Origin of the sequence: Roseicyclus salinarum, from assembly GCF_029624655.1 — a bacterium.
GTDB classification, from domain to species: Bacteria; Pseudomonadota; Alphaproteobacteria; order Rhodobacterales; family Rhodobacteraceae; genus Roseibacterium; species Roseibacterium salinarum.
Map to the genome: position 1 here is coordinate 1 of NZ_JARRSA010000013.1, position 21617 is coordinate 21617.

At 68.5% G+C, this 21617-nt stretch carries 20 protein-coding genes; 13 read left to right on the top strand and 7 right to left on the bottom strand.

The genetic code is table 11. The features are described 5' to 3' along the window. Positions 1-17: 17 nt before the first annotated feature. Positions 18-3425, bottom strand: coding sequence for an indolepyruvate ferredoxin oxidoreductase family protein (locus P6F26_RS10415; protein WP_278028622.1), 3408 nt, complete (start codon positions 3423-3425; stop codon positions 18-20). Between the two features lie 175 nt (positions 3426-3600). Here P6F26_RS10415 and P6F26_RS10420 point away from each other — a divergent pair, with 175 nt between their 5' ends. The 5 genes from P6F26_RS10420 to grxD all read left to right on the top strand — a co-directional run bounded on the left by P6F26_RS10420 (position 3601) and on the right by grxD (position 8434). Next, entirely contained in the window at positions 3601-4515 is a 915-nt protein-coding gene (locus tag P6F26_RS10420; RefSeq protein ID WP_278028623.1) for a LysR family transcriptional regulator, read from the top strand. A gap of 211 nt (positions 4516-4726) precedes the next feature. After that, the gene (locus P6F26_RS10425) at positions 4727-5224 is read left to right on the top strand and encodes a GNAT family N-acetyltransferase (protein WP_278028624.1); all 498 of its coding nucleotides are present in this window, start codon (positions 4727-4729) and stop codon (positions 5222-5224) included. A gap of 69 nt (positions 5225-5293) precedes the next feature. Continuing rightward, positions 5294-7453, top strand: a complete 2160-nt coding sequence (gene purL / locus P6F26_RS10430; RefSeq protein WP_278028625.1) for a phosphoribosylformylglycinamidine synthase subunit PurL — start codon at positions 5294-5296, stop codon at positions 7451-7453. A gap of 67 nt (positions 7454-7520) precedes the next feature. Further along, a complete protein-coding gene (locus P6F26_RS10435) occupies positions 7521-7757 on the top strand; it encodes a BolA family protein (protein WP_278028626.1) in 237 nt (78 codons plus the stop codon). A gap of 314 nt (positions 7758-8071) precedes the next feature. Beyond that, a complete protein-coding gene (gene grxD / locus P6F26_RS10440) occupies positions 8072-8434 on the top strand; it encodes a Grx4 family monothiol glutaredoxin (protein ID WP_278028722.1) in 363 nt (120 codons plus the stop codon). Between the two features lie 76 nt (positions 8435-8510). Here grxD and P6F26_RS10445 read toward each other — a convergent pair whose 3' ends face one another. From P6F26_RS10445 to P6F26_RS10470, 6 genes are all read right to left on the bottom strand, one after another. Beyond that, positions 8511-9296: a DsbA family protein gene (locus P6F26_RS10445; RefSeq protein WP_278028627.1), complete on the bottom strand. Its 786-nt coding sequence runs from the start codon at positions 9294-9296 to the stop codon at positions 8511-8513. A 2-nt stretch (positions 9297-9298) separates the two neighbouring features. Beyond that, positions 9299-10756, bottom strand: a complete 1458-nt coding sequence (gene der / locus P6F26_RS10450; RefSeq protein WP_278028628.1) for a ribosome biogenesis GTPase Der — start codon at positions 10754-10756, stop codon at positions 9299-9301. A 63-nt stretch (positions 10757-10819) separates the two neighbouring features. After that, complete coding sequence (locus P6F26_RS10455) at positions 10820-11260, bottom strand: YaiI/YqxD family protein (RefSeq protein ID WP_278028629.1); 441 nt, start codon at positions 11258-11260, stop codon at positions 10820-10822. Further along, complete coding sequence (locus P6F26_RS10460; RefSeq protein WP_278028630.1) at positions 11257-12294, bottom strand: aldose epimerase family protein; 1038 nt, start codon at positions 12292-12294, stop codon at positions 11257-11259. Before P6F26_RS10460 ends, P6F26_RS10455 begins: the two co-directional genes overlap by 4 nt. Continuing rightward, complete coding sequence (locus P6F26_RS10465; RefSeq protein WP_278028631.1) at positions 12291-13049, bottom strand: HpcH/HpaI aldolase family protein; 759 nt, start codon at positions 13047-13049, stop codon at positions 12291-12293. The genes P6F26_RS10460 and P6F26_RS10465 overlap by 4 nt, the downstream gene beginning before the upstream one ends. Positions 13050-13066: 17 nt before the next feature. Beyond that, on the bottom strand, positions 13067-14293 hold the full coding sequence (locus P6F26_RS10470) for a urate hydroxylase PuuD (RefSeq protein ID WP_278028632.1): 1227 nt from the start codon (positions 14291-14293) through the stop codon (positions 13067-13069). 223 nt (positions 14294-14516) lie between these two features. On the opposite strand from P6F26_RS10470, the gene alc reads away from it, so the two are divergent. From alc to P6F26_RS10510, 8 genes are all read left to right on the top strand, one after another. Beyond that, positions 14517-15536: an allantoicase gene (gene alc, locus P6F26_RS10475; RefSeq protein WP_278028633.1), complete on the top strand. Its 1020-nt coding sequence runs from the start codon at positions 14517-14519 to the stop codon at positions 15534-15536. A gap of 129 nt (positions 15537-15665) precedes the next feature. Then, positions 15666-16850 carry an ABC transporter substrate-binding protein gene (locus P6F26_RS10480; RefSeq protein ID WP_278028634.1) on the top strand — a complete coding sequence of 395 codons (1185 nt, stop codon included), beginning with the start codon at positions 15666-15668 and terminating at the stop codon, positions 16848-16850. Between the two features lie 79 nt (positions 16851-16929). Next, entirely contained in the window at positions 16930-17721 is a 792-nt protein-coding gene (locus P6F26_RS10485; RefSeq protein ID WP_278028635.1) for an ABC transporter ATP-binding protein, read from the top strand. Positions 17722-17858: 137 nt separating this feature from the next. Beyond that, positions 17859-18542, top strand: coding sequence for an ABC transporter ATP-binding protein (locus P6F26_RS10490; protein ID WP_278028723.1), 684 nt, complete (start codon positions 17859-17861; stop codon positions 18540-18542). After that, positions 18539-18892 (top strand): hypothetical protein, encoded by a 354-nt coding sequence (locus P6F26_RS10495; RefSeq protein WP_278028636.1) that lies wholly within the window; start codon positions 18539-18541, stop codon positions 18890-18892. Before P6F26_RS10490 ends, P6F26_RS10495 begins: the two co-directional genes overlap by 4 nt. 5 nt (positions 18893-18897) lie before the next feature. Beyond that, a complete protein-coding gene (locus P6F26_RS10500) occupies positions 18898-19263 on the top strand; it encodes a hypothetical protein (protein WP_278028637.1) in 366 nt (121 codons plus the stop codon). 2 nt (positions 19264-19265) lie between these two features. Beyond that, entirely contained in the window at positions 19266-20276 is a 1011-nt protein-coding gene (locus P6F26_RS10505) for a branched-chain amino acid ABC transporter permease (protein ID WP_278028638.1), read from the top strand. Next, a complete protein-coding gene (locus P6F26_RS10510) occupies positions 20273-21583 on the top strand; it encodes a branched-chain amino acid ABC transporter permease (RefSeq protein WP_278028639.1) in 1311 nt (436 codons plus the stop codon). Before P6F26_RS10505 ends, P6F26_RS10510 begins: the two co-directional genes overlap by 4 nt. The last annotated feature ends 34 nt before the right edge of the window (positions 21584-21617 follow it).

The window sequence follows — 21617 nt, forward strand, 5'->3', positions numbered from 1 at the left end:
GCCCCGCCGCGTCCGGACTATTCCGCCGCCTGAGCCATGGGCGCCCCGCCCGAGCGCAGGAGCGCGATCAGGTCCTCGCGCTGCCGCGCGGCCTTCTGCGCGTTCCCCTCCTTGACCGGGCCGAAGCCGCGGATCGTCAGCGGCAGTTCGGCCAGCGCCACCAGCGCGTCCATCGTCTCGGGGCCCGCCTTGGGCAGGAACTCGGCCATGTCCGCCTCGTAGCGCCGGATCAGCGCGCGTTCCATCCGCCGCTCCGAGCTCTGCCCGAACGGGTCGAGCGGCGTGCCGCGCAGCACCTTCATCCGCGCAAGAACGGGATAGAGCTTCGCGATCCAGGGGCCGAACTCGCGCTTCCTGGGCCGTCCGGCCGCGTCCCTGCCCGGCAGGAGCGGCGGCGCAAGGTGGAACTTCATGCGGAAGTCGCCCTCGAACTGCTCGCGCGCCTTGCGCGCCGTGTCGAGATGCAGGCGCGCGACCTCGTATTCGTCCTTGCGTGCGAGCAGCTTGTGATAGCCCTTCGCCACCGCCTCCTTCAGGCGCGGATCGGCGATCCCGTCGAGCATCCTGCGGTAGCGCCTCGCCAGGCGCCGCCCCTGGTATTCCGTCAGGTGGCGCTCGCGGAACGCGATCTTCTCGTCCAGCGTCTTCGGTTTCTCCACCACCTCCGACACCGTGAGCCTGTGCGCCGCGTCCGGGTTCACGGCCGCCCAGCGACCCATCTCGAAGGCCTGCGCGTTGCGTTCCACCGCTGCGCCGTTCAGCTCGATCGCGCCCATGATCGCCTCGTGGCTCAAGGGAACGAGGCCCATCTGCCACGCCGCCCCGAAGACCATCATGTTGGAGTAGATCGAGTCGCCCAGAAGGATGCGCGCGAGCTCCGTGGCGTCGAAAAGCGCCAGCCTGTCGCGCAGCCGGGCCTGCAGCGCGACCTGCAGGTCCTTGCCGGGAATGCGGAATTCGGTGTCGCGGGTGAAATCGCCGGTGATGATCTCGTGGCTGTTCACGGCCGCCCCGGTCTGGCCCGTGCGCATCAGCCCCAGCGTCTTCGCCCCGCCCGTGACCACGAGGTCGCCGCCGATGACGGCGTGCGCCTCGCCCAGCCCCACCCGGATCGCGCCGATGTCCTCGGGCCGCTCGGCCAGTCTCAGGTGGATCCAGACGGCACCGCCCTTCTGCGCGAGGCCCGCCATCTCGATCATACCCGCGCCGATCCCGTCGAGCTGGGCGGCCTGCGCCATGACCGCCCCGATCGTGACGACGCCGGTGCCGCCCACGCCCGTCACCAGCACGTTGTGCGTGCCGTCGATCCGCGGCAACCTGGGCGCGGGCAGGCCCGACAGATCGACCTCGGCCGTCGCCTGCTTCCTGATCGTGGCGCCCTCCAGCGTCACGAAGGACGGGCAGAAGCCCTTGAGGCACGAGAAGTCCTTGTTGCACGACGACTGGTCGATGGCGCGCTTGCGCCCCAGCTCGGTCTCGACCGGCACGATCGACACGCAGTTCGATTGCACGCCGCAATCGCCGCAGCCCTCGCAGACGTCGGTGTTGATGAACACGCGCCGGTCGGGATCGGGGAAGCGGCCGCGCTTGCGGCGGCGGCGCTTTTCAGCGGCGCAGGTCTGGACGTAGATGATCGCGGAGACGCCGGGCAGCGTCTGGAACCGCTCCTGCACCGGCATCAGCGCGTCGCGCTCGTGCCGCTCGAGGCCGGAGGGATAGCGCGACCAGTCGATGTCTTCCTTCGGATCGTAGACCAGCGCGATGTTGGCCACGCCCATCGCCTGCAACTCGCGCGCGATGCGCGCGGGGTCCAGATCGCCCTCGTTGTGCTGGCCGCCGGTCATGGCGACGGCGTCGTTGAAAAGGATCTTGTAGGTGATGTTCGTGCCCGCTGCGAGGGCCGCGCGGATCGCGAGGATGCCCGAGTGGTTGTAGGTGCCCTCGCCGAGGTTCTGAAAGACGTGGCCGCGGGTCGAGAAGGGCGCCTCGCCGATCCAGTTCGCGCCCTCGCCGCCCATGTGGGTGTAGGCCTCGGTGTTGCGGTCCATCCATTTGGCCATGAAATGGCAGCCGATGCCGGCCCCGGCGCGCGCGTCCTGCGGCACCTTCGTCGAGGTGTTGTGCGGGCAGCCGGAGCAGAACCAGGGAAGCCGCGCCGCGAGGTCGGGCGCGTTGTCGGCGCGGCTCGCCTCCTCGACGCGGGCGATGCCGGCGCGGATGCGGTCGGTGCCGCGACCTTCTTCTACAAGAATATGGCCGAGCTTCAGTGCGATGTCGGCGGGGTCGAGCGCGAAATGGGTCGGGAACAGGATCTCGCCGTCCCCGCCCTTCCGGTAGCCGTAGACGCGGCGGCCGCGGCGGTCGTCGAAGATCGCCTCCTTGACCTGCACCTCGATCAGCTTGCGTTTCTCCTCGACCACGACGATCAGCTCCAGCCCCTCGGCCCAGTCGTGGAAACCCTTCATGTCGAGCGGCCAGGTCTGGCCGACCTTGTAGGTGGTCACGCCCAGCCGCTCCGCCTCGGCCGCGTCGATGCCCAGCGTGTCGAGCGCGGACACCAGGTCGAGCCAGTTCTTGCCGGCCGCGACGAAGCCGATCTTCGCACCCGCCTTGCCGTGCATCCGCCTGTCGATGCCGTTTGCGCCCGCGAAGGCCTCGGCGGCGAAGCGCTTGTGGCCCAGAAGCCGTTCCTCCTGCGGGATCCAGTGATCGCCCAGCCGGATGTTGAGCCCGCCCTCGGGGATCGGGAAGTCGGGCGTGACGAAGGACATGCGGTCGGGGCGTCCGTCCACCACTGCGGTGGCCTCGACGGTGTCCTTCATCGTCTTGAGGCCGACCCAGACGCCCGCATAGCGGCTGAGCGCGAAGCCGTAGACACCGTAATCGAGGATCTCCTGCACGCCCGCGGGGCTGAGGACGGGCATGTGCACGTCCACCAGCGCCCAGTCGGACTGGTGGCAGACGGTCGAGCTTTCGCCGGTGTGATCGTCGCCCATCGCCACCAGCACGCCACCGTTCCTGGAGGTGCCGGCCATGTTGACGTGGCGCAGCACGTCGCCCGAGCGGTCCACGCCCGGGCCCTTGCCGTACCACAGGCCGAAGACGCCGTCGTATCTGCCCTCCCCGCGCAGCTCCGCCTGCTGGCTGCCCCAGAGCGCGGTCGCCGCGAGGTCCTCGTTCAGGCCGGGCTGGAAGACGATGCCGGCGGCGTCGAGATGCGCCTTCGCGCGCGTCATCTGAAGGTCGACCGCCCCAAGCGGCGAGCCGCGATAGCCGGTGACGAGGCCCGCCGTGTTCAGCCCGGCCGCGCGGTCGCGCGCCCTCTGCATCAGCATCAGGCGCACCAGCGCCTGCGTGCCGTTCATGAGCACCGGGGATTTCTCGAGATCGAAACGATCCGCGAGCGAGACTTTCTGCACACCCATGAGGCACCTCCCTGCCAATGGTTCGCGCTGTAAGCTCAATATAGGTCAAATTTGCTGACCTGAAAACAGGTTTTATCGGCTGTCGCTCACCTGACAGTTGAAAAACGCGGCGAGCCGGTTATGCCAATGCAAGCGCTTTGAGGCCCCCGGCCGGGCGGCTACGGGAGTTGAGCGAGTGGACTGGGACAAGTTGCGGATCTTCCACGCGGTCGCGGATGCGGGCAGCCTGACCCATGCCGGCGACACGCTGCACCTGAGCCAGTCGGCCGTCAGCCGGCAGATCAGGGCGCTGGAGGAAAACCTCAACACGACGCTGTTCCACCGCCATGCGCGCGGCCTGATCCTGACGGAACAGGGCGAGCTTCTGTTCGACGCGACACGTCACATGTCCAAGCGCCTCGAGGCCGCCGCCGCCCGTATCCGCGATTCGGAGGAGGAGGTCTTCGGCGAGTTGCGCGTCACCACCACGATCGGCTTCGGCTCGCTCTGGCTCGCGCCGCGCCTGCCCGCGCTCTACGAGAAGTATCCAGACCTGAAGATCGACCTGATGCTCGAGGAGCGGCTTCTGGACCTGCCGATGCGCGAGGCCGACGTCGCGATCCGCATGAAGGAGCCGAGCCAGGCGGACCTGATCCGCCGCCGCCTCATGTCGATCAACATGCGCCTCTACGCCTCGCCCCGCTACCTCGAGGCCAAGGGCGTGCCCTCCGGTCTCGACGACCTCTCGCAACACCGCCTGATCAGCCAGAACGCGACCTCGGCGCAGGTCTCGGCGGGGGCGCTTCTGGTGCGCGAGCTGATGAGCTACGACATTGGCAGCCACCTGACGGTGAACAATTATTTCGGCGTTCTGCAGGGCGTGATCCACGACCTCGGCATCGGCGTCCTGCCCGACTACCTGACGCAGGACTTCCCCGAACTCGTGCGCGTCGTCCCGAGTGTGGAGTCGAGCGAGGTTCCCGTGTTCCTCGCCTACCCCGAGGAGCTGCGCCAGTCCAAGCGGATCGAGGTGTTCCGCGATTTCGTGACCGAGGAGGTCATCGCCTATCGCCGCCGCCAGAAGGAAGCCGCATCGCTCGCCGACGCCTGAGCCCGGCCAAACAGGCGTGGCGTCAATGTGGGCTATGCGCCACAGGAATATCGGGAATGCCGCGGTGCCGCAGCTTTTGCCTTGATCGATTCACGGGCGCTAATTATTTCAGCATCAATGGAGCGACGCGGGCAACCGCTGCTTCATTACCTCCCTGTTGGACTTAGGCCGAGATTCGTCTCGGCCTTTTTTTTGGCTGGACAGGGACAACATGGTTTCCAAGGTCGAAACAAACCCGGTTGATTTCACCGATTTCGGCGCGCTTCACGCCCTCCTTTCCGCAGCCTTCGCGCCGATGGAGGGCCGGATCGATCCGCCGTCGTCGATGACGCGGCTATCTGTGGCGGATGTCGCGGCGAAGGTGCGTGACGAGGATCTTTTCGTCATGTTCGACGGCGCGCGTCCGGTGGCCTGCCTCTTCGGCGCGGTGAAGGGCGAGGTCTATTACATCGGCAAGCTCGCCGTGGCCGCGGGCCATCGCGGGCGGGGCTTGTCCCGGCGCCTCGTGGAGGAGGCCGCGCGCCATGCCTCGGGCCTCGGCCACCCGACGCTGGAGCTGCAGACGCGGGTGGAGTTGACGTCGAACCATGCCGTCTTCCGCGCCCTCGGCTTCGAGGAGGTCGCCCGCACCGCGCATCCCGGCCATTCCCGCCCGACCAGCATCACTTTCCGCCGTCCGGGCCGGAATAGCGGCGGCGCTCGCGGGTAGCGACCCGATCCGCCCCTTCCCCCCTGCGGGCCCATGCCATATGACAGGCACGGACATGCAGGGGACATCATGACCGAGCCAGCACTCACGCCCGAACTGATCGAGGCGCACGGCCTCAAGCCAGACGAATATGCGCGCATCCTCGAGATCATCGGCCGCGAGCCGACGTTCACCGAACTCGGCATCTTCTCTGCGATGTGGAACGAGCACTGCTCCTACAAGTCGTCGAAGAAGTGGCTGAAGACCCTTCCCACCGAGGGACCGCAGGTGATCTGCGGGCCGGGCGAGAACGCGGGCATCGTGGATATCGGCGACGGGCTGGCCGTCGTCTTCAAGATGGAGAGCCACAACCACCCCTCCTACATCGAACCCAAGCAGGGCGCGGCCACGGGCGTCGGCGGCATCCTGCGCGACGTCTTCACGATGGGCGCGCGGCCGATCGCGGCAATGAACGCGCTGTCCTTCGGCGAGAAGGACCACCCAAAGACCCGCAGCCTCGTGCATGGCGTGGTGGAAGGCGTCGGCAGCTACGGCAACTGCTTCGGCGTGCCCACGATCGGCGGCGAGACGCGGTTCCACCCCGCCTACAACGGCAACTGCCTTGTGAACGCGTTCGCCGCAGGCCTCGTGCAGACGGACTCCATCTTCTACTCCGCCGCCTCCGGCGTGGGGATGCCGGTGGTCTATCTCGGGGCCAAGACCGGGCGCGACGGTGTCGGCGGCGCGACCATGGCCTCGGCCGAGTTCGACGACACGATCGAGGAGAAGCGGCCCACCGTGCAGGTCGGCGACCCCTTCACCGAGAAGCGCCTGCTGGAGGCCTGCCTCGAGCTGATGGCCACGGGCGCCGTCATTTCGATCCAGGACATGGGAGCGGCGGGCCTGACATGCTCGGCCGTCGAGATGGGCGACAAGGGCGGCCTCGGCGTCCAGCTGAACCTCGACCACGTGCCGCAGCGCGAGCGCGCGATGACGGCCTACGAGATGATGCTGTCCGAAAGCCAGGAGCGGATGCTGATGGTGCTGCGCCCCGACAAGGAGGCCGAGGCGCGCGCGGTGTTCGAGAAATGGGACCTCGACTTCGCGATCGTGGGCGAGACCATCCCAGACGACCGTTTCGTCATTGTGCACGGTAACGAAACCGTGGCGGACCTGCCGCTGTCCAAGCTGTCGTCGGAAGCGCCGGAATACGACCGTCCCTGGGTCGAGACCCCGCCCGCGCCAGCTCTCGACCCCGTGCCGGAACTCGACCCCGTGGACGCGCTGAGGATGCTGATCGCCTCGCCCAACTATTGCTCGCGCGCCTGGATCTACGAACAGTATGACCACATGGTCATGGCCGACACGGTGCGCGCGCCGGGCGTGGGCGCGGGCATCGTGCGGGTCCACGGCACGGCGAAGGCGCTGGCCTTCACCTCGGACGTGACGCCGCGCTACGTCCGCGCCAACCCGGTCGAAGGCGGAAGGCAGGCGGTGGCCGAAGCCTTCCGCAACCTCTGCGCGGTCGGCGCGCGGCCGCTTGCGACTACCGACAACCTCAACTTCGGCAACCCCGAGAAGCCCGAGATCATGGGCCAGTTCGTGGGCGCCATCCGCGGCATAGGCGAAGCCTGCCGTGCGCTCGACATGCCGATCGTGTCGGGCAACGTCAGCCTCTACAACGAAACCGACGGCCAGGCGATCCTGCCGACGCCCACGATCGGCGCCGTGGGACTGCTCTCGTCGATGGACGAGATGATCACCGACACGATCCGCGACGGCCACCTCCTGCTGCTCGTGGGCGAGACGAAGGGCCATCTGGGGCAGTCGGCGCTTCTGTGGGAGGTGTTCAACCGCGAGGACGGCGACGCGCCGCCCGTGGACCTTGCCGCCGAGCGGCGCAACGGCGAGTTCATCCGCGACAACCGCCAGTGGATCAACGCATGCACGGACCTGTCGGACGGGGGGCTCGCGCTCGCGGCGTTCGAGATGGCCGTCGCGGGCGATGTCGGCATCGCGCTGGACGCAACGGACACCGCGACGCTGTTCGGCGAGGACCAGGGACGCTACCTGATCGCCACGAGCTTCGACAAGGCCGAGGCGCTGATGATCGAGGCCGGACGCGCCGGCGTGCCGCTTTCGACGGTGGGCCGCGTGGGCGGTGACGCCGTGCGCTTCGGGTCACAGTCGGCGCCCCTGGAAGAGTTGAGGACGGTCTGGACGGAGGCCTTCGCGGCGCATTTCGGCTGAGCCGCGCTTGCACCGGGCAGGACCCGGTTCTACATCTTGTCCGAGCGAATACGTCAGGAAAGCGCCCATGCCCATCACAGCGACCGAAATCGAGCGGTTGATCCGCGAGAGCTTCCCCGACGCCAAGGTCTCCGTCGAGGGAGACGACGGCGCGCATTTCGCGGCGCAGGTCGTCGACGAGAGCTTTCGCGGGCTGAACCGTGTCCAGCAGCAGCGCGCGGTCTATGCCGCGCTGAAGGGCAAGATGGACGGATCGAACGGCGAATTGCACGCGCTCGCGCTGACCACGCGCGCCCCTGACTGAAGCGCGGCCCGCACCGCGCGGCGCGCGATGCGGAAGATTGCGGTGACGGGGCGGATCCTGGCGGAAGCCGTCGGAGCCCCGGCCAGACCCGGGGCCTGCAGAGTGGAGATCCCTTGCCAACGAAACTCGTCGCACTCCTGCTGATCACACCCTTCGTCGCGGCCTTCCTCTACGCGGCATGGCACGAGTACCGGAGGTTCCGAAGGGAAGGTCCGGTCGAGGACTGGCGCGAGAAGTTCGACATCGACGAGGACGCCCCCGGCTACGAGCCGCCACCCGAAGACACAGACACCGAAACGGAAGGGTCAGAAGAGATGGATGACGCAAGGACACGTATCGAAGCGACGGTCACGTCGAACGACGTGGTGCTTTTCATGAAGGGCAACAAGACGATGCCGCAATGCGGCTTCTCGAGCCGCGTCGCGGGCGTCCTGAACTACATGGGCGTCGATTTCCGGGACGTGAACGTCCTGGAGGACGAGGGTATCCGGCAGGGCATCAAGGACTATTCCGACTGGCCGACGATCCCCCAGCTTTACGTGAAGGGCGAGTTCGTGGGCGGTTGCGACATCATCACCGAGATGACGCTGTCGGGCGAGCTGGACCAGCTATTCGAGGACAAGGGCGTATCCTATTCCAAGGAAGCCGCCGAGAAGATCCGCGAAGCCAACGCCTGAGGGACGCTTTTCTGCGGTGGGCCAAGGGCCTTTCGCGGGCAAGGGCGTATTTGGGGAAAGATGAAGGGTCGAGGGCTCAGCCGCAGGACGCGGGCGGGCCCTCTTTGCGTTCGGCCTCGATGAGGCGGTGCAGGGTGTCGCGCGACCGGGTGCCGACGACGACGGTGCGCCCCACCACGAGGCCGGGCGTCCCCGGAAGCCCCAGCAGCCGCGCGAGCGCGCGATCCCCGGCGAGGCGGGTTGCAACGCCGGACCCTGCCCAGTCGGCGGCGTAGCGCGCGGGATCGAGCTCGAGCGCCCGGGCGAGAGCGGCGGCGCCCTCGATGTCCATGGGCGCGGGACGCGTGCGCAGGTGCGCGCGCGCCGCATCGGCCGCGCCTTGGGCATCGGCGGCGACGACGGCGCGGGCCGCGGCCTCGGACCGGGGGCCGAAGACGGGGAATTCCCGCGTGGCGATGTCGATCGAAATGCTCTCGTCGCGGCGAAGCGAGGCGAGCGTGCCTTCGAGCACGCGGCAGCTCGGGCAGCGGATGTCGGTGAAATAGGTGACCGGAAGCGCGCCCTCCGAACGCCAGGGAAGGCGCAGTTCGGCGCAGAGATCCTCCTCGATCCGGCGCCGCGCCGAGCGCTCGGCCGCGGAGACCTCCCCGCCGCCGTCGAGGCCCGCGAAGACGGCCTGCGTCGCGCTGCCGCCACCAGGCGCGCCGTCCGCGACGAGGCGGCGCAGCGGCGCGAGGCGCGGCATCTCCTCGAAGGCGAGGCCGGGGTCCGCCAGCCGCTGCCAGGGCCGCGCCATCACCAGCGCGGCCGCGCCCAGGACGACGCCGATGCGCAGGAGGTCGCGGCGCGTCGTGCGGGCCATGCTCAGCCCTTCTTCGTGGCGCCCTTGCGCACGTGCTTGGACAGGCGCGACGGCGTCGACTTCTTGCGGTTCTTGTAGGGGTTCTGATCGGACTGCGAGCGCAGCCAGAGGCGGATCGGCGTGCCCGGCATGTCGAAATCCTCGCGCAGGCCGTTGACGAGGTAGCGGGTGTAGCTTGCCGGCACCTTGTCGGGGTGCGAGCACATCACGACGAAGCCCGGCGGGCGCGTCTTGGCCTGCGTGGCATAGCGCAGCTTGATCCGGCGGCCGCCGGGCGCCGGGGGCGGATGCGCCTCGGTCATGGCGGCAAGCCAGCGGTTGAGCTGGGCGGTGGTCACGCGGCGGTTCCAGGTGTCGTGGGCCTTCAGGATCGCGGCGTGGAGCCGGTCGAGGCCGCGGCCCGTCCGGGCGGACACGGTGACGAGCGGCGCACCCTTGAGCTGCGGCAGGAGCGTTTCGAAGTCGGTGCGCAGGGCGCGCAGCTTGTCCTGCTTTTCGTCCTCGAGGTCCCACTTGTTGACCGCGACCACGACCGCCCTGCCCTCGCGCTCGGCAAGGTCGGCGATGCGCAGGTCCTGGGTCTCGAAGGGGATCGCCGCATCGAGAAGGACCACGATCACCTCGGCGAAGCGCACGGCGCGCAGGCCGTCGGTGACGGACATCTTCTCGAGCTTGTCGTCGATGCGCGACTTGCGCCGCATTCCGGCCGTGTCGAAGATGCGCATGGGCGTGCCGTCCCATGTGACGGGCACGGCGATGGCGTCACGGGTGATGCCCGCCTCGGGGCCCGTCAGAAGCCGTTCCTCGCCCAGGATGCGGTTGATCAGCGTGGACTTGCCCGCGTTCGGGCGGCCGATGACGGCGATGCGCAGCGGACGCTCGGGCGTGATCGGCCTGACGCCGTCGTCGCCCGCCTCGTCGCTGACGTCCACATCGGTCTCGGGCACGTCCGCCGTCTCTTCGGCGGCGTCGATGAGGGGGGCGAGCATGGCGGCGAGATCCGACATTCCCTCGCCATGTTCGGCCGACAGCGCGAGCGGCTCGCCAAGGCCGAGCTCCCATGCCTCGATCAGGCCGGCATCCGCCGCGCGCCCCTCGACCTTGTTGGCGGCGAGAATGACGGGGCGGCCGGACCGGCGCAGGATCTCGGCGAAGACGCGGTCGTTGGCGGTCACGCCGGCGCGCGCGTCGATCAGGAACAGGCTTGCGTCAGCCATGCCGACGGCGCGTTCGGTCAGTCGGCGCATCCGGCCCTGCAGGCTGTCGTCGGTCGCATCCTCCAGGCCCGCGGTATCGACCACGGTGAAGCGCAGGTCGCCGAGACGCGCGTCGCCCTCGCGCAGGTCGCGCGTGACGCCGGGTTGATCGTCGACGAGCGCGAGCTTTCGGCCGACGAGGCGGTTGAAGAGCGTGGACTTGCCCACGTTTGGGCGTCCGACGATGGCTAGCGTGAAGCTCATGGGGCTTTGGTCCGATCCGGCAGGCTGCAGCCCATATCGCACGCGCGCGGCGTTGGAAATACCCTAGAGGCGCCGGAGTGCGGTCTCGATCGCGCCGGCGAAGGCGCTTCGGTCGGCCTTCGAGAAGGCGCGCGGCCCGCCGAGGGCCTGGCCGTCCAACCCGCCGCGCAGGTCCGCCATCAGGTCGCGCGTCGCGAGCTTGGCGCCGATGTTCGTGGCGTCGAGGGTCTCGCCGCGCGGCGTCAGGACGGCGGCGCCCGCCTCCACGGCGCGGGCGGCCAGCGGGATGTCGGCCGTGATCACGAGTGTGCCGGGGGCCGCGGCCTCGGCGATGAGGTCGTCGGCGGCGTCGAAGGCGTCGCCCGCGACGGTCATCGAGATCAGGGGGTGGTCGGGATGGCGCAGGTAGCTTCCGGCGAACAGCCTGACCGGCATCTTGTGGCGATAGGCGGCGGCGTAGACCTGGTCCTTGACCGGGCAGGCGTCGGCATCGACGAGGATCACTGGAAATGGCCCTCGGGAAAGGGCACCGAGACCTGCGCGCCGCCGCGTTCGGTCAGCGTCAGGACGCCATCGGCGAGCGTGATCGCGGACACCTCGGACCATCCGGGGGGGCGCGGCAGGCTGACCAGCGCATGGGCGATGACGTGGCGCCGCCCGAGACCGAGCGTCGTGGGCAGCCCCAGCGCCTTGATCCGGTTGTCCCCGATCGCGCCGCGCAGGCCGATCCCGCCCGCCGCGCAGCCGTCCTCGATGCCGAGCACACCCGTGTGGCGGGCGTTCCACGGGCTGAAGTCGCGGCCGCCGTTCGAGATCCACAGCATCGTCACCGGCATCACGCGCGCATCCTTCAGGACGACCAGCATGTCGTCCTCGGCATTGCGCATCAGGACCGTCCAGCCAAGGCGCGCGCCGCGGGCCTCGGCGAGGATCGCGAAATCCTCGACGGCATGTCCGGCGGGATAATCATGAAGGTCCCACTGGCCGCCATCCTCGCGGTCGAGATGAAGATCGCCGCGCAACTGATTGACAGACCAAAGGTTATGGCCCGCGTATTGCGGTTCGGGATCGGTGAGGACCGCGCGCTTTGGCGAGAAGGACAGACGCCCGCCCTCGGTCATCCGGGCCATAGGATGATGGGCGAAGGTCACCTCGCCTGCGCCGCCCTCGATCACGTGGGATTGCAGCAGAACCGGCCCGACGAGCTGCACGCGCTTCGTCACGGTCGCGCCACGCGGATGCGCAAGAAGGCGGAAGCCGGCATGGGACACGTCTTCCTCGACCACCTCCCAGCGCGAGTTGGCGGGAAGTCCGTGGATCGGACCGCCCTCCACATCGTCGCGGCCGAAGGGCATGCAGAAGAAGTCGCCTGCGAGCCGCCTGTTGACGAGGGGAAGGTCCTCGTCCTGCTGCACCTCGGGCTCGTCACGCCAGGGCGCGGCATGGAGGGGCACGCGCCCGCCGACGCGCCACGAGGGAATGTTGCCGACCTCGGGATCGATCTCGGCAACCGCGTCACCGTGCATCAGCCGGATCATGGCTGCGCCGCCCGCGCAAGTGCGCCCTGGAGAAGGACCGCGTCGGAGGCCACGCCGAGGAAGGTCGCGCCGGCCTCGACCGACTGCGCCTGCCGGTCGGGGGACAACGCGAGGACGCCGGCCGCCCTGCCCGCGGCCCGGATCCGCGCGAGGCCCGAGGCGACCTCGGCCCAGAGCGCGTCGGCATCCGCTTCGGTTCCGAGGCCCATGTCCGCACCGAGATCGGCCGGACCGATGAAGACGCCATCGACGCCGTCGACGGCGCAGATCGCCTCGAGGTCGGCCATCGCGGCGCGGCTTTCCGCCTGCACGATGATGCAGAGCTCGTCCGAGGCGGTGGCCGCGTAGTCCGCGAAGGCGCCATAGCCGCCCGAGCGCGCCACGGCGGGTCCCATGCCGCGCAGGCCGTGGGGCGGATAGCGGCAGGCGCGCACGACCGCCGCGGCCTCCTCGGCGCTGTCGATCATCGGCACAAGGAGCGTCTGCGCCCCCAGATCGAGCGCCTGCTTGATGATCCAGTCTTCGGCCACAGGCACCCGCAGGACGCCGGCCGCGCCCGTGCCCTCGAGCGCGATGAGCTGGCGGCGAAGCGCGGTCGGGTCCCATGGCCCGTGCTCGCCGTCGACGACGCACCAGTCGAACCCCGCGCGCCCGGCGATCTCGGCGGTGATCTCGGAGCCGAGGTTGAGCCATGTCCCGCGCGTGAGGCGGCCGGCGGCAAGCGCGGCTTTCAGAGCGTTCGCGGGTGCAGGCATGTGTCCTCCCAGACGTGTCAGAGCGCGCCGCCCGTCACCGCGCGATACCAGTCGCGGATCGCCGCGCGCTCTGCATCGTCGATGTAGGACAGGTTGTTCGGCGGCATGGCGTGGCTGACGCCCGCCTGAAGGTAGATCTCCCGGGCGTGGATCGCAATGCGGGAGTCGGTGTCGAGCTTCACGCCGCCGGGCGCGACGGCGAGGCCCGGCCAGTAGACCTCGTCGGCGTGGCACATGGAGCAGCGTGCCGTCACGATGTCGGCGACCTCGGTGAAGCCGGAATGCGCGGCGAAGGCGGCCTGCCGCGGCGAAAGCGCGGCCTCCTCGACGGGTGCGTCGCGCATCAGCGGAAGGACGGACAGCCCGACGATCGCCGCGAAGATCGCCGCCGTCGCCCCCCAGGTCCACCAGCGGTACCCGCCGCGTGCGTGCATCGTGTTGAAGAAGTGCCGGATCGTGACCCCCATCAGGAACACGAGCGAAGCGATCAGCCAGTTCCGGTCCGAAGCGAAGGCCAGCGGGTAGTGGTTCGACAGCATGAGGAAAATCACCGGCAGCGTCAGGTAATTGTTATGCGTCGACCTCAGTTTTGCGATCTTTCCGTATTTCGGGTCCGGCGTCCGCCCGGCCTTGAGGTCGGCGACGACCACCTTCTGGTTGGGGATGATGATCATCGCGACGTTCGCCGTCATGATCGTGGCGGTCAGCGCGCCGACGTGCAAAAGCGCCGCGCGCCCCGAGAAGACCTGGCTGTAACCCCACGAAATCAGGACGATGATCGCGAACAGGATCAGCATCAGAAGCGTCGGGTTCTCGCCCAGCCTCGACTTGCAGAGGAGGTCGTAGGCGATCCATCCCAGCGTCAGGGACGCCCCCGAGATCACGATCGCCTGCCACGGGGCCAGCTCCATCACGGTCCAGTCCACGAGGTAGAGCTCGGCCCCCACCCAGTAGAGCACGATCAGGAGCGCGGCGCCCGAGAGCCACGTCCAGTAGCTCTCCCATTTGAACCAGGTCAGGTGCTCGGGCATCTGCGAGGGGGCGACCATGTATTTCTGGATATGGTAAAAGCCGCCGCCGTGGACCTGCCATTCCTCGCCGTCGGCGGGTCCGGGGATGTTGCGGTTCAGCCCGAGGTCGAGCGCGATGAAATAAAAGCTCGATCCGATCCAGGCGATGGCGGTGACCACATGCAGCCAGCGCACGCCGAACTCGGCCCAGTGCAGAAGAATGGTCGTGTCCATGAAAGCTCCCCGGCGGGACGCGGCCCGCCCGTTTTCCGGTCGTCTGGCGCCATTTCCGACAAATCCGGCGCCATGCGCAAGGCGCGAGCGCCCCCGCCCTTGCCCTCGGGACACAAAGCCGCGTATTCCGCTTGCCATTGCTTCATTTCAGGGCATCGCGCGCGACGTCCCCGGCACAGGCCGGGCCGGCGCGTCCTGCGGCGCCCCTCACCCGGATACGCAGATGACGAGCATCGAGAGCCTTAATCCCGACATTCCGCTGTTCGCCCGCACGGGCATCAACCTTGCGTCCGCGGGCCTGGGCGCGCGCGCGATCAGCGCCACGAACGAGTTCTTCGCGCCGCTCGAGCGGATGCTGCAGGACCAGCCGGCCGTCTTCATCGAGGGAAAGTTCGACGATCACGGCAAGTGGATGGACGGCTGGGAGACGCAGCGCCGCCGCGACGGAGGGCACGACAGCGCGATCTTCCGGCTTGCTGGTGCGGGCCGCATCATCGGCTTCGACGTCGACACCTCGCATTTCACGGGAAACTACGCCCCCGCCGTGCGGATCGAGGCGTGCTCGTTCCGGGGCGAGGCGCCGCCCGAGGACCAACGTTGGGTCCAGATCCTGCCGCACAAGCCCCTCGGGCCCTCGGCGCACCACTACTTCGCCTGCGACAACTTCGAAAGCTGGACGCACCTGCGGGTGCACATCTACCCGGACGGCGGTATCGCGCGGCTGCGGGTCTTCGGCGTGCCGGAACTGGACGAGGCGAATTCCAAGGGCGAGATCGACCTCGCCGCCGCGCTCAACGGCGGCCGGATCCTCGCGTTCTCGGATGCGCATTACGGCGACTACAACAGGCTGCTCGCGCCGGGTCGCGGCATCAACATGGGCGACGGCTGGGAGACGCGGCGCAGGCGCGAGCCCGGCTACGACTGGATGATCATCGCGCTCGGCGCGCGCGGCGAGATCGAGAAGGCCGTGATCGACACCGCGCATTTCAAGGGCAATTATCCCGACCGCGCCTCGATCCAGGCCGCCGACATGCGCAGCTTCGGCGACGGGCTGACGGACGCGCTGATCACCGACTCGATGTTCTGGAAGGAGCTTCTGCCCGAACGGAAGCTTGGCCCCGACGCCGAGCACGCCTTCCGCGACGAACTGGCGAAGATGGGGCCGGTCACGCATGTGCGCTTCAACATCTTCCCCGACGGCGGCGTCTCACGCCTGCGCCTGTTCGGCACCACGGCGCCGTGACGGAGGGGCGCATCGGGGCGCGCGGGGGCTCTGCCGGTCACGATGACGGAGCCTCTTTTCAGCGCGTGACGGCGCAGATAGTCTCCGGCGATACGAACGGGCTGCAAGGCCCAAACAGGGAGTGAAAACATGAAGAAGATCCTCATGGCATCGGCGGCCGGCATCGCGCTCACCGGCGCGGCCACGGCGCAGGAAGTGACGCTGGGCGTCCTTCTGGGCTTCACCGGCCCCGCGGAATCGCTTGCGCCCGGCATGGCCGACGGCGCCGAGCTGGCGATGTCGGAAGTGAGCGCGTCGGGCAACCTGCTCGGTGGCATGACCGTGAATTCGGTCCGCGCGGATTCGACCTGCATCGACGCGGCCTCGGCCACGGCATCGGCCGAGCGCCTGATCACGGCCGAGGGCGTGAACGGCATCGTCGGCGCATTGTGCTCGGGCGCGACCATCGCCGCCCTCACGAACGTCGCCGTTCCGAACGGCATGGTCATGATCTCGCCCTCCGCGACGAGTCCCGCGCTTTCCACCCTCGAGGATAACGGCCTGTTCTTCCGGACCGCCCCCTCCGACGCGCGCCAGGGCGTCGTGATGTCCGAGATCCTGATGGACCGCGGCTTCGACACGGTGGCCGTGACCTACACCAACAACGACTACGGCCTGGGCCTTGCCGACAGCTTCGCGGCGGCCTTCGAGGAGATGGGCGGCACCGTGACGCTCGTGGCGGCGCATGAAGACGGCCGTGCCGACTACTCGGCCGAGGTCGGCGCGCTGTCGTCGGCAGGCGGCGACGCCCTCGTGGTGGCGGGCTACATCGACCAGGGCGGGCCCGGCATCATCCGCGCCGCGCTCGACACCGGCGCCTTCGACACCTTCGTGCTGCCCGACGGCATGGTCGGCACCTCGATCACCGACGCGTTCGGCACCGAGATCGAAGGCTCCTTCGGCCAGTATCCCGGCACCGACAGCGAAGGCGCCGAGATTTATTTCGGCCTCGCCGAGCAGGCGGGCTTCGACGGCACCGCGGCATTCTCGGCCGAAGCCTACGACGCCGCCGCGCTGATCCTGATGGCGATGCAGGCCGCGGGTTCGACCGCGCCGGGCGACTATGCCGCGCATGTCATGGACGTGGCGAACGCGCCGGGCGAGCCGATCCTCCCGGGCGAGCTGGGCCGCGCGCTGGAACTGATCGCCGCGGGCGAGGATGTCGACTATATCGGCGCCACGGCCGTGGAACTGATCGGTGGCGGCGAATCCGCGGGCGCCTACCGCGAGATCGAAGTGATCGACGGCGCGATCGAAACGGTCAACTTCCGCTGATCGGCAGCACTTATCGAGCCACAGGGGCAGCCCGGCATCATGCCCGGGCTGCTTCGTTTACGGGGGGACGCTGGCCGAGATGATCGAGGTCCTGGACATCCACAAGCATTTCGGCGGCTTCCATGCCGTTGACGGCGCGAGCCTGAGGATCGAGACCGGCTCGATCACCGGGCTGATCGGGCCGAACGGCGCCGGAAAGACGACGCTTTTCAATGTGATCGCGGGCGTGCTTCCGCCCACGAGCGGCCGTGTCGTGATGGACGGCGAGGACATTACCGGCCTCAGCCCGCACGAGCTGTTCGCCAAGGGCCTGCTTCGCACATTCCAGATCGCGCACGAGTTCTCGTCGATGTCGTGCCGCGAGAACCTCATGATGGTGCCGCCAGGACAATCGGGCGAAAGCCTCTGGAACACATGGTTCGGCCGCAAGCGCATCGCCGACGAGGAACGCGCCCTGCGCGCGCGCGCCGACGAGGTGCTGGAGTTCCTGACGATCGAGCATCTGGCGGACCACCCCGCGGGCATGGTCTCGGGCGGGCAGAAGAAGCTTCTGGAGCTTGGGCGCACGATGATGGTGGACGCCAAGATCGTGTTCCTCGACGAGGTCGGCGCGGGCGTGAACCGCACGCTTCTGAACACGGTCGGCGACGCGATCCAGCGGCTTAACCGCGAGCGCGGCTACACCTTCTGCATGATCGAGCATGACATGGACTTCATAGGGCGGCTTTGCGACCCGGTCATCGTCATGGCCGAGGGCCGCGTGCTGGCCGAGGGCGGCATCGACGAGATCAAGGCCAACGAGCAGGTCATCGAGGCGTATCTGGGCACCGGGCTGAAGAACAAGGACAAGCTGGCGGAGACGGGCGCGTGACGAACGGCGATCCCTATCAGAACGACCGCGGCAACAAGGACCGCTCGATCACCAAGGCAGGCGGCGCGACGCTTTCGCCCCATCCGGGCACCGGCGAGACCGTCCATTCCTCGGACGCCTTCCTGATCGGCGACACGATGTCGGGCGGCTACGGCGCCGGGCCCGACATCCTCCACGACTGTACCATCGCCGTGAACCCCGGCGAGATCGCGGTGATCGTGGGTCCGAACGGAGCGGGCAAATCGACCGCGATGAAGGCCGTCTTCGGTATGCTGAACGTCCGCCGCGGCTCGGTCAGGCTCGATGGCGAGGACATCACCGGCCTCACCCCGCAGGCGCGCGTCCTCAAGGGCATGGGCTTCGTGCCGCAGACGTCCAACATCTTTCCCTCGCTCAGCGTCGAGGAGAACCTCGAGATGGGCGCCTACACCCGCGCGGACGATTTCCGCGACACGATGGAGCAGGTCTACACGCTGTTCCCGATCCTCAGGGACAAGCGACGGCAGGCCGCGGGCGAGCTTTCGGGCGGGCAGCGGCAGCAGGTGGCCGTGGGCCGCGCGCTGATGACGCGCCCCAAGGTCCTGATGCTGGACGAGCCGACCGCGGGCGTCAGCCCCATCGTCATGGACGAACTGTTCGACCGGATCATCGAAGTCAGCCGCACCGGAATCCCCATCCTCATGGTCGAGCAGAACGCGCGCCAGGCGCTGGAGATCGCGGACCGGGCCTATGTTCTCGTGCAGGGGCGCAACGCGCATACCGGCACGGGAAAGGAGCTTCTGGCCGACCCCGAGGTGCGGCGGAGCTTCCTCGGCGGATGATGCGCGCGGGCCTCATAGCTCTCGCGGCGCTGCCCGCACCTGCCTCGGCACAGGCCATCGCCTGCGCCTTCACGCTGGTCTGCGCCCCCGAGATCGAGTGCGAGCGGCACGAGGGCATCCCCTTCGAGATCGCCCATGACGGCGGCTACGCCATCGAGCTCGAGGGCCGCCGCGTCGAGGCGACGGTCGTGGCCGAGGCGCCGGCGCTGACGCTGGTCTTCGCGCCGGGGGACGAAATGCTCCTGTTCTCGCTCGCGCCGAATGGCGAGGGCGCCCTGACGCGCCACGGGACGGGCCCGGGCGAGCGGCCGAGGGTTGCGACGTTCCTCGGCCCCTGCGTGAGGGCATGAGGACGATGCGCGCACAACTCGCCTTGGCCCTCCTTGCGGTCGCGGCCCCGGCCGCCGCCGAGCCGTGGCACTGCGTGTTCACGGTCGAATGCGTCGCCTCCGAAAGCTGCGGCGAAAGCGGCTTCGAGGCGCGCGTCATCGCCGCCGACCATGCGGGCGAGCTGTTCCTGTCGGCCGCCAGCGGCGACAGCAGGCTGACGCGCCTGACCGAGGCGGACGCCCTGCCTGCGACCTACGCGAGCGCGGGCGCGGACGGTCTGGCCGAGCTTCTGACCGTCGAGGCAGACCTCACCGCCCTGATGAGCGTGCACATCTTCGACGGCGCGGCCGCCGCCGTCACCTATTTCGGAATCTGCGAGGAGCTGCGCTGAGCATGGACGTTCTCAACGCCTTCGTGGCGCTCATGAATTTCGTCATCATTCCCGCCACGGCATACGGCGCCCAGCTTGCGCTCGGCGCTCTGGGCGTGACGCTGATCTACGGGATCCTGCGCTTCTCGAACTTCGCACATGGCGACACGATGGCCTTCGGCGCGATGGTGACGATCCTCGTGACATGGGCGCTGCAGGGCATGGGCGTGAACCTCGGGCCCTTGCCCACCGCGCTGCTGGCGCTGCCCGTCGGCATCGCAGCGACCGGGCTTCTGGTCCTGGCCACGGACCGGGTGATCTACCGTTTCTACCGCGAACAGAAGGCCAAGCCGATCATCTTCGTGATCGCCTCGATCGGGGTGATGTTCCTGCTGAACGGCATCGTGCGCTTCATCATCGGGGTGGACGACCAGCGCTTCACCGACGGCGAGCGGTTCATCATCTCGGCGCGCACCTTCCGCGACATGACCGGCCTCGACGAGGGTCTCGCCTTCCGCACCACGCAGGGGCTGACCATCGTGGTGGCGCTGATCGCGGTGGCGCTGCTGTTCTGGTTCCTCAACCGGACCCGCACAGGCAAGGCGATGCGCGCCTTTTCCGACAACGAGGACCTCGCGCTTCTGTCGGGGATCAACCCCGAGCGGGTCGTGATGATCACATGGCTGATCGTGGCCGCGCTGGCCTGCACGGCGGGCGTGCTCTACGGCCTCGACAAGAGCTTCAAGCCCTTCACCTACTTCCAGCTCCTGCTGCCGATCTTCGCCTCCGCGATCGTCGGCGGCCTCGGCAACCCGGTGGGCGCGATCCTGGGCGGGTTCCTCATCGCCTTCTCCGAGGTCGGCGTGACCTACGCCTTCCGCAAGGTCGTGACCTATCTCGCCCCCGGCGACTGGGAGCCGTCGGGCCTCCTGCAGCTTCTGTCCACCGACTACAAGTTCGCGGTCAGCTTCGGGATCCTGCTGATCGTGCTGCTGTTCCGGCCCACCGGCATCATGAAGGGGAAATCGGTATGACGCGCAGCCTCGACATGCGGGCCGTGGCCCTTTTCGCGCTGGTGGGACTCCTGTTCGTCGGGACCGGCTTCGTCCAGTCCTGGAACACCTCGCTCACGATCTTCAACATGGGCCTCGTCAGCGCGATCATGGCGCTCGGCGTGAACATGCAGTGGGGCTATGCTGGCCTCTTCAACGTGGGCGTGATGGGCTTCGTCGCGCTCGGCGGGCTTGCGGCCGTCCTGGTCGCGATGCCGCCCGTCGAGGACGCATGGGCCGCGGGCGGGGTGCAGGTGCTTCTGGGCCTCGTCCTGGGGGCCGCCACGATCGTCGCGGCGATCCTTGCATATACGCGCCTGCCCGCGGGGCGGCTGCGCGTCCTCGCGATGCTCGTGATCCTCGTCGGCGGTTTCTTCCTCTATCGCGCGGTCTTCGACGGCGGCGTGGACGCGGTGGAGAGCGTGAACCCGGCCGCGACCGGCTATCTCGGCGGCCTCGGCCTGCCCGTCCTGCTTGCGTGGCCGGTGGGCGGGCTTCTGGCGGCGGGCGCGGCTTGGATCATCGGCAAGACGGCGCTGGGGCTACGGTCCGACTACCTCGCCATCGCAACGCTCGGCATCGCCGAGATCATCATCGCGGTCCTCAAGAACGAGGACTGGCTGGCGCGGGGCGTCAAGAACGTCACCGGCATTCCGCGTCCCGTGCCCTACGAGGTCGACCTCCAGCAATCCGAAAGCTTCCTCGCCTTCGCCGGACGCATCGGCGCGGATCCGGTCACCTTCTCGTCGATCACGGTCAAGCTCAGCTACGCCGCTCTGTTCCTCGTGGTGCTGCTGGCGCTGATCTGGTTCACCGAGAAGGCGCTGAACTCGCCCTGGGGCCGCATGATGCGCGCGATCCGCGACAACGAGACGGCGGCCGAGGCGATGGGCAAGGACGTCAAGGCGCGGCACCTTCAGGTCTTCGTGCTGGGCTCGGCCGTCTGCGGCCTCGCGGGGGCGATGATGACGACGCTCGACAGCCAGCTCGTGCCCGGCACCTACCAGCCGCTCCGCTTCACCTTCCTCGTCTGGGTCATGGTGATCGTCGGCGGCTCGGGAAACAACTGGGGCGCGGTGCTGGGCGGCTTCCTGATCTGGTGGCTCTGGATCATGGTCGAGCCGCTGGGCATGGGGCTGATGCAGATCGTCACGGCGGGGCTGGACGAGGGTTCGTGGCTGCGCGGCCACCTGATCGACTCGGCCGCCTACATGCGGCTCTTCACGATGGGTCTCGTGCTGCTTCTGGTCCTGCGCTTCAGCCCGCGCGGCCTGATCCCCGAACGCTGAGGAAGCGGGCGCTGCGCGGCCCGCGCGCGATCGC

Bases quoted from the DNA above. Each gene is read 5' to 3' on its own strand.
- P6F26_RS10465 (WP_278028631.1), bottom strand. From the start codon at position 13,049: ATGCCTGCACCCGCGAACGCTCTGAAAGCCGCGCTTGCCGCCGGCCGC.
- P6F26_RS10435 (WP_278028626.1), top strand. From the start codon at position 7,521: ATGCCCATCACAGCGACCGAAATCGAGCGGTTGATCCGCGAGAGCTTC.
- P6F26_RS10495 (WP_278028636.1), top strand. From the start codon at position 18,539: ATGATGCGCGCGGGCCTCATAGCTCTCGCGGCGCTGCCCGCACCTGCC.
- P6F26_RS10415 (WP_278028622.1), bottom strand. From the start codon at position 3,425: ATGGGTGTGCAGAAAGTCTCGCTCGCGGATCGTTTCGATCTCGAGAAA.
- P6F26_RS10500 (WP_278028637.1), top strand. From the start codon at position 18,898: ATGCGCGCACAACTCGCCTTGGCCCTCCTTGCGGTCGCGGCCCCGGCC.
- P6F26_RS10460 (WP_278028630.1), bottom strand. From the start codon at position 12,294: ATGATCCGGCTGATGCACGGTGACGCGGTTGCCGAGATCGATCCCGAG.
- der (WP_278028628.1), bottom strand. From the start codon at position 10,756: ATGAGCTTCACGCTAGCCATCGTCGGACGCCCAAACGTGGGCAAGTCC.
- P6F26_RS10505 (WP_278028638.1), top strand. From the start codon at position 19,266: ATGGACGTTCTCAACGCCTTCGTGGCGCTCATGAATTTCGTCATCATT.
- P6F26_RS10480 (WP_278028634.1), top strand. From the start codon at position 15,666: ATGAAGAAGATCCTCATGGCATCGGCGGCCGGCATCGCGCTCACCGGC.
- alc (WP_278028633.1), top strand. From the start codon at position 14,517: ATGACGAGCATCGAGAGCCTTAATCCCGACATTCCGCTGTTCGCCCGC.
- purL (WP_278028625.1), top strand. From the start codon at position 5,294: ATGACCGAGCCAGCACTCACGCCCGAACTGATCGAGGCGCACGGCCTC.
- P6F26_RS10470 (WP_278028632.1), bottom strand. From the start codon at position 14,293: ATGGACACGACCATTCTTCTGCACTGGGCCGAGTTCGGCGTGCGCTGG.
- P6F26_RS10510 (WP_278028639.1), top strand. From the start codon at position 20,273: ATGACGCGCAGCCTCGACATGCGGGCCGTGGCCCTTTTCGCGCTGGTG.
- grxD (WP_278028722.1), top strand. From the start codon at position 8,072: ATGGATGACGCAAGGACACGTATCGAAGCGACGGTCACGTCGAACGAC.
- P6F26_RS10445 (WP_278028627.1), bottom strand. From the start codon at position 9,296: ATGGCCCGCACGACGCGCCGCGACCTCCTGCGCATCGGCGTCGTCCTG.
- P6F26_RS10425 (WP_278028624.1), top strand. From the start codon at position 4,727: ATGGTTTCCAAGGTCGAAACAAACCCGGTTGATTTCACCGATTTCGGC.
- P6F26_RS10485 (WP_278028635.1), top strand. From the start codon at position 16,930: ATGATCGAGGTCCTGGACATCCACAAGCATTTCGGCGGCTTCCATGCC.
- P6F26_RS10490 (WP_278028723.1), top strand. From the start codon at position 17,859: ATGTCGGGCGGCTACGGCGCCGGGCCCGACATCCTCCACGACTGTACC.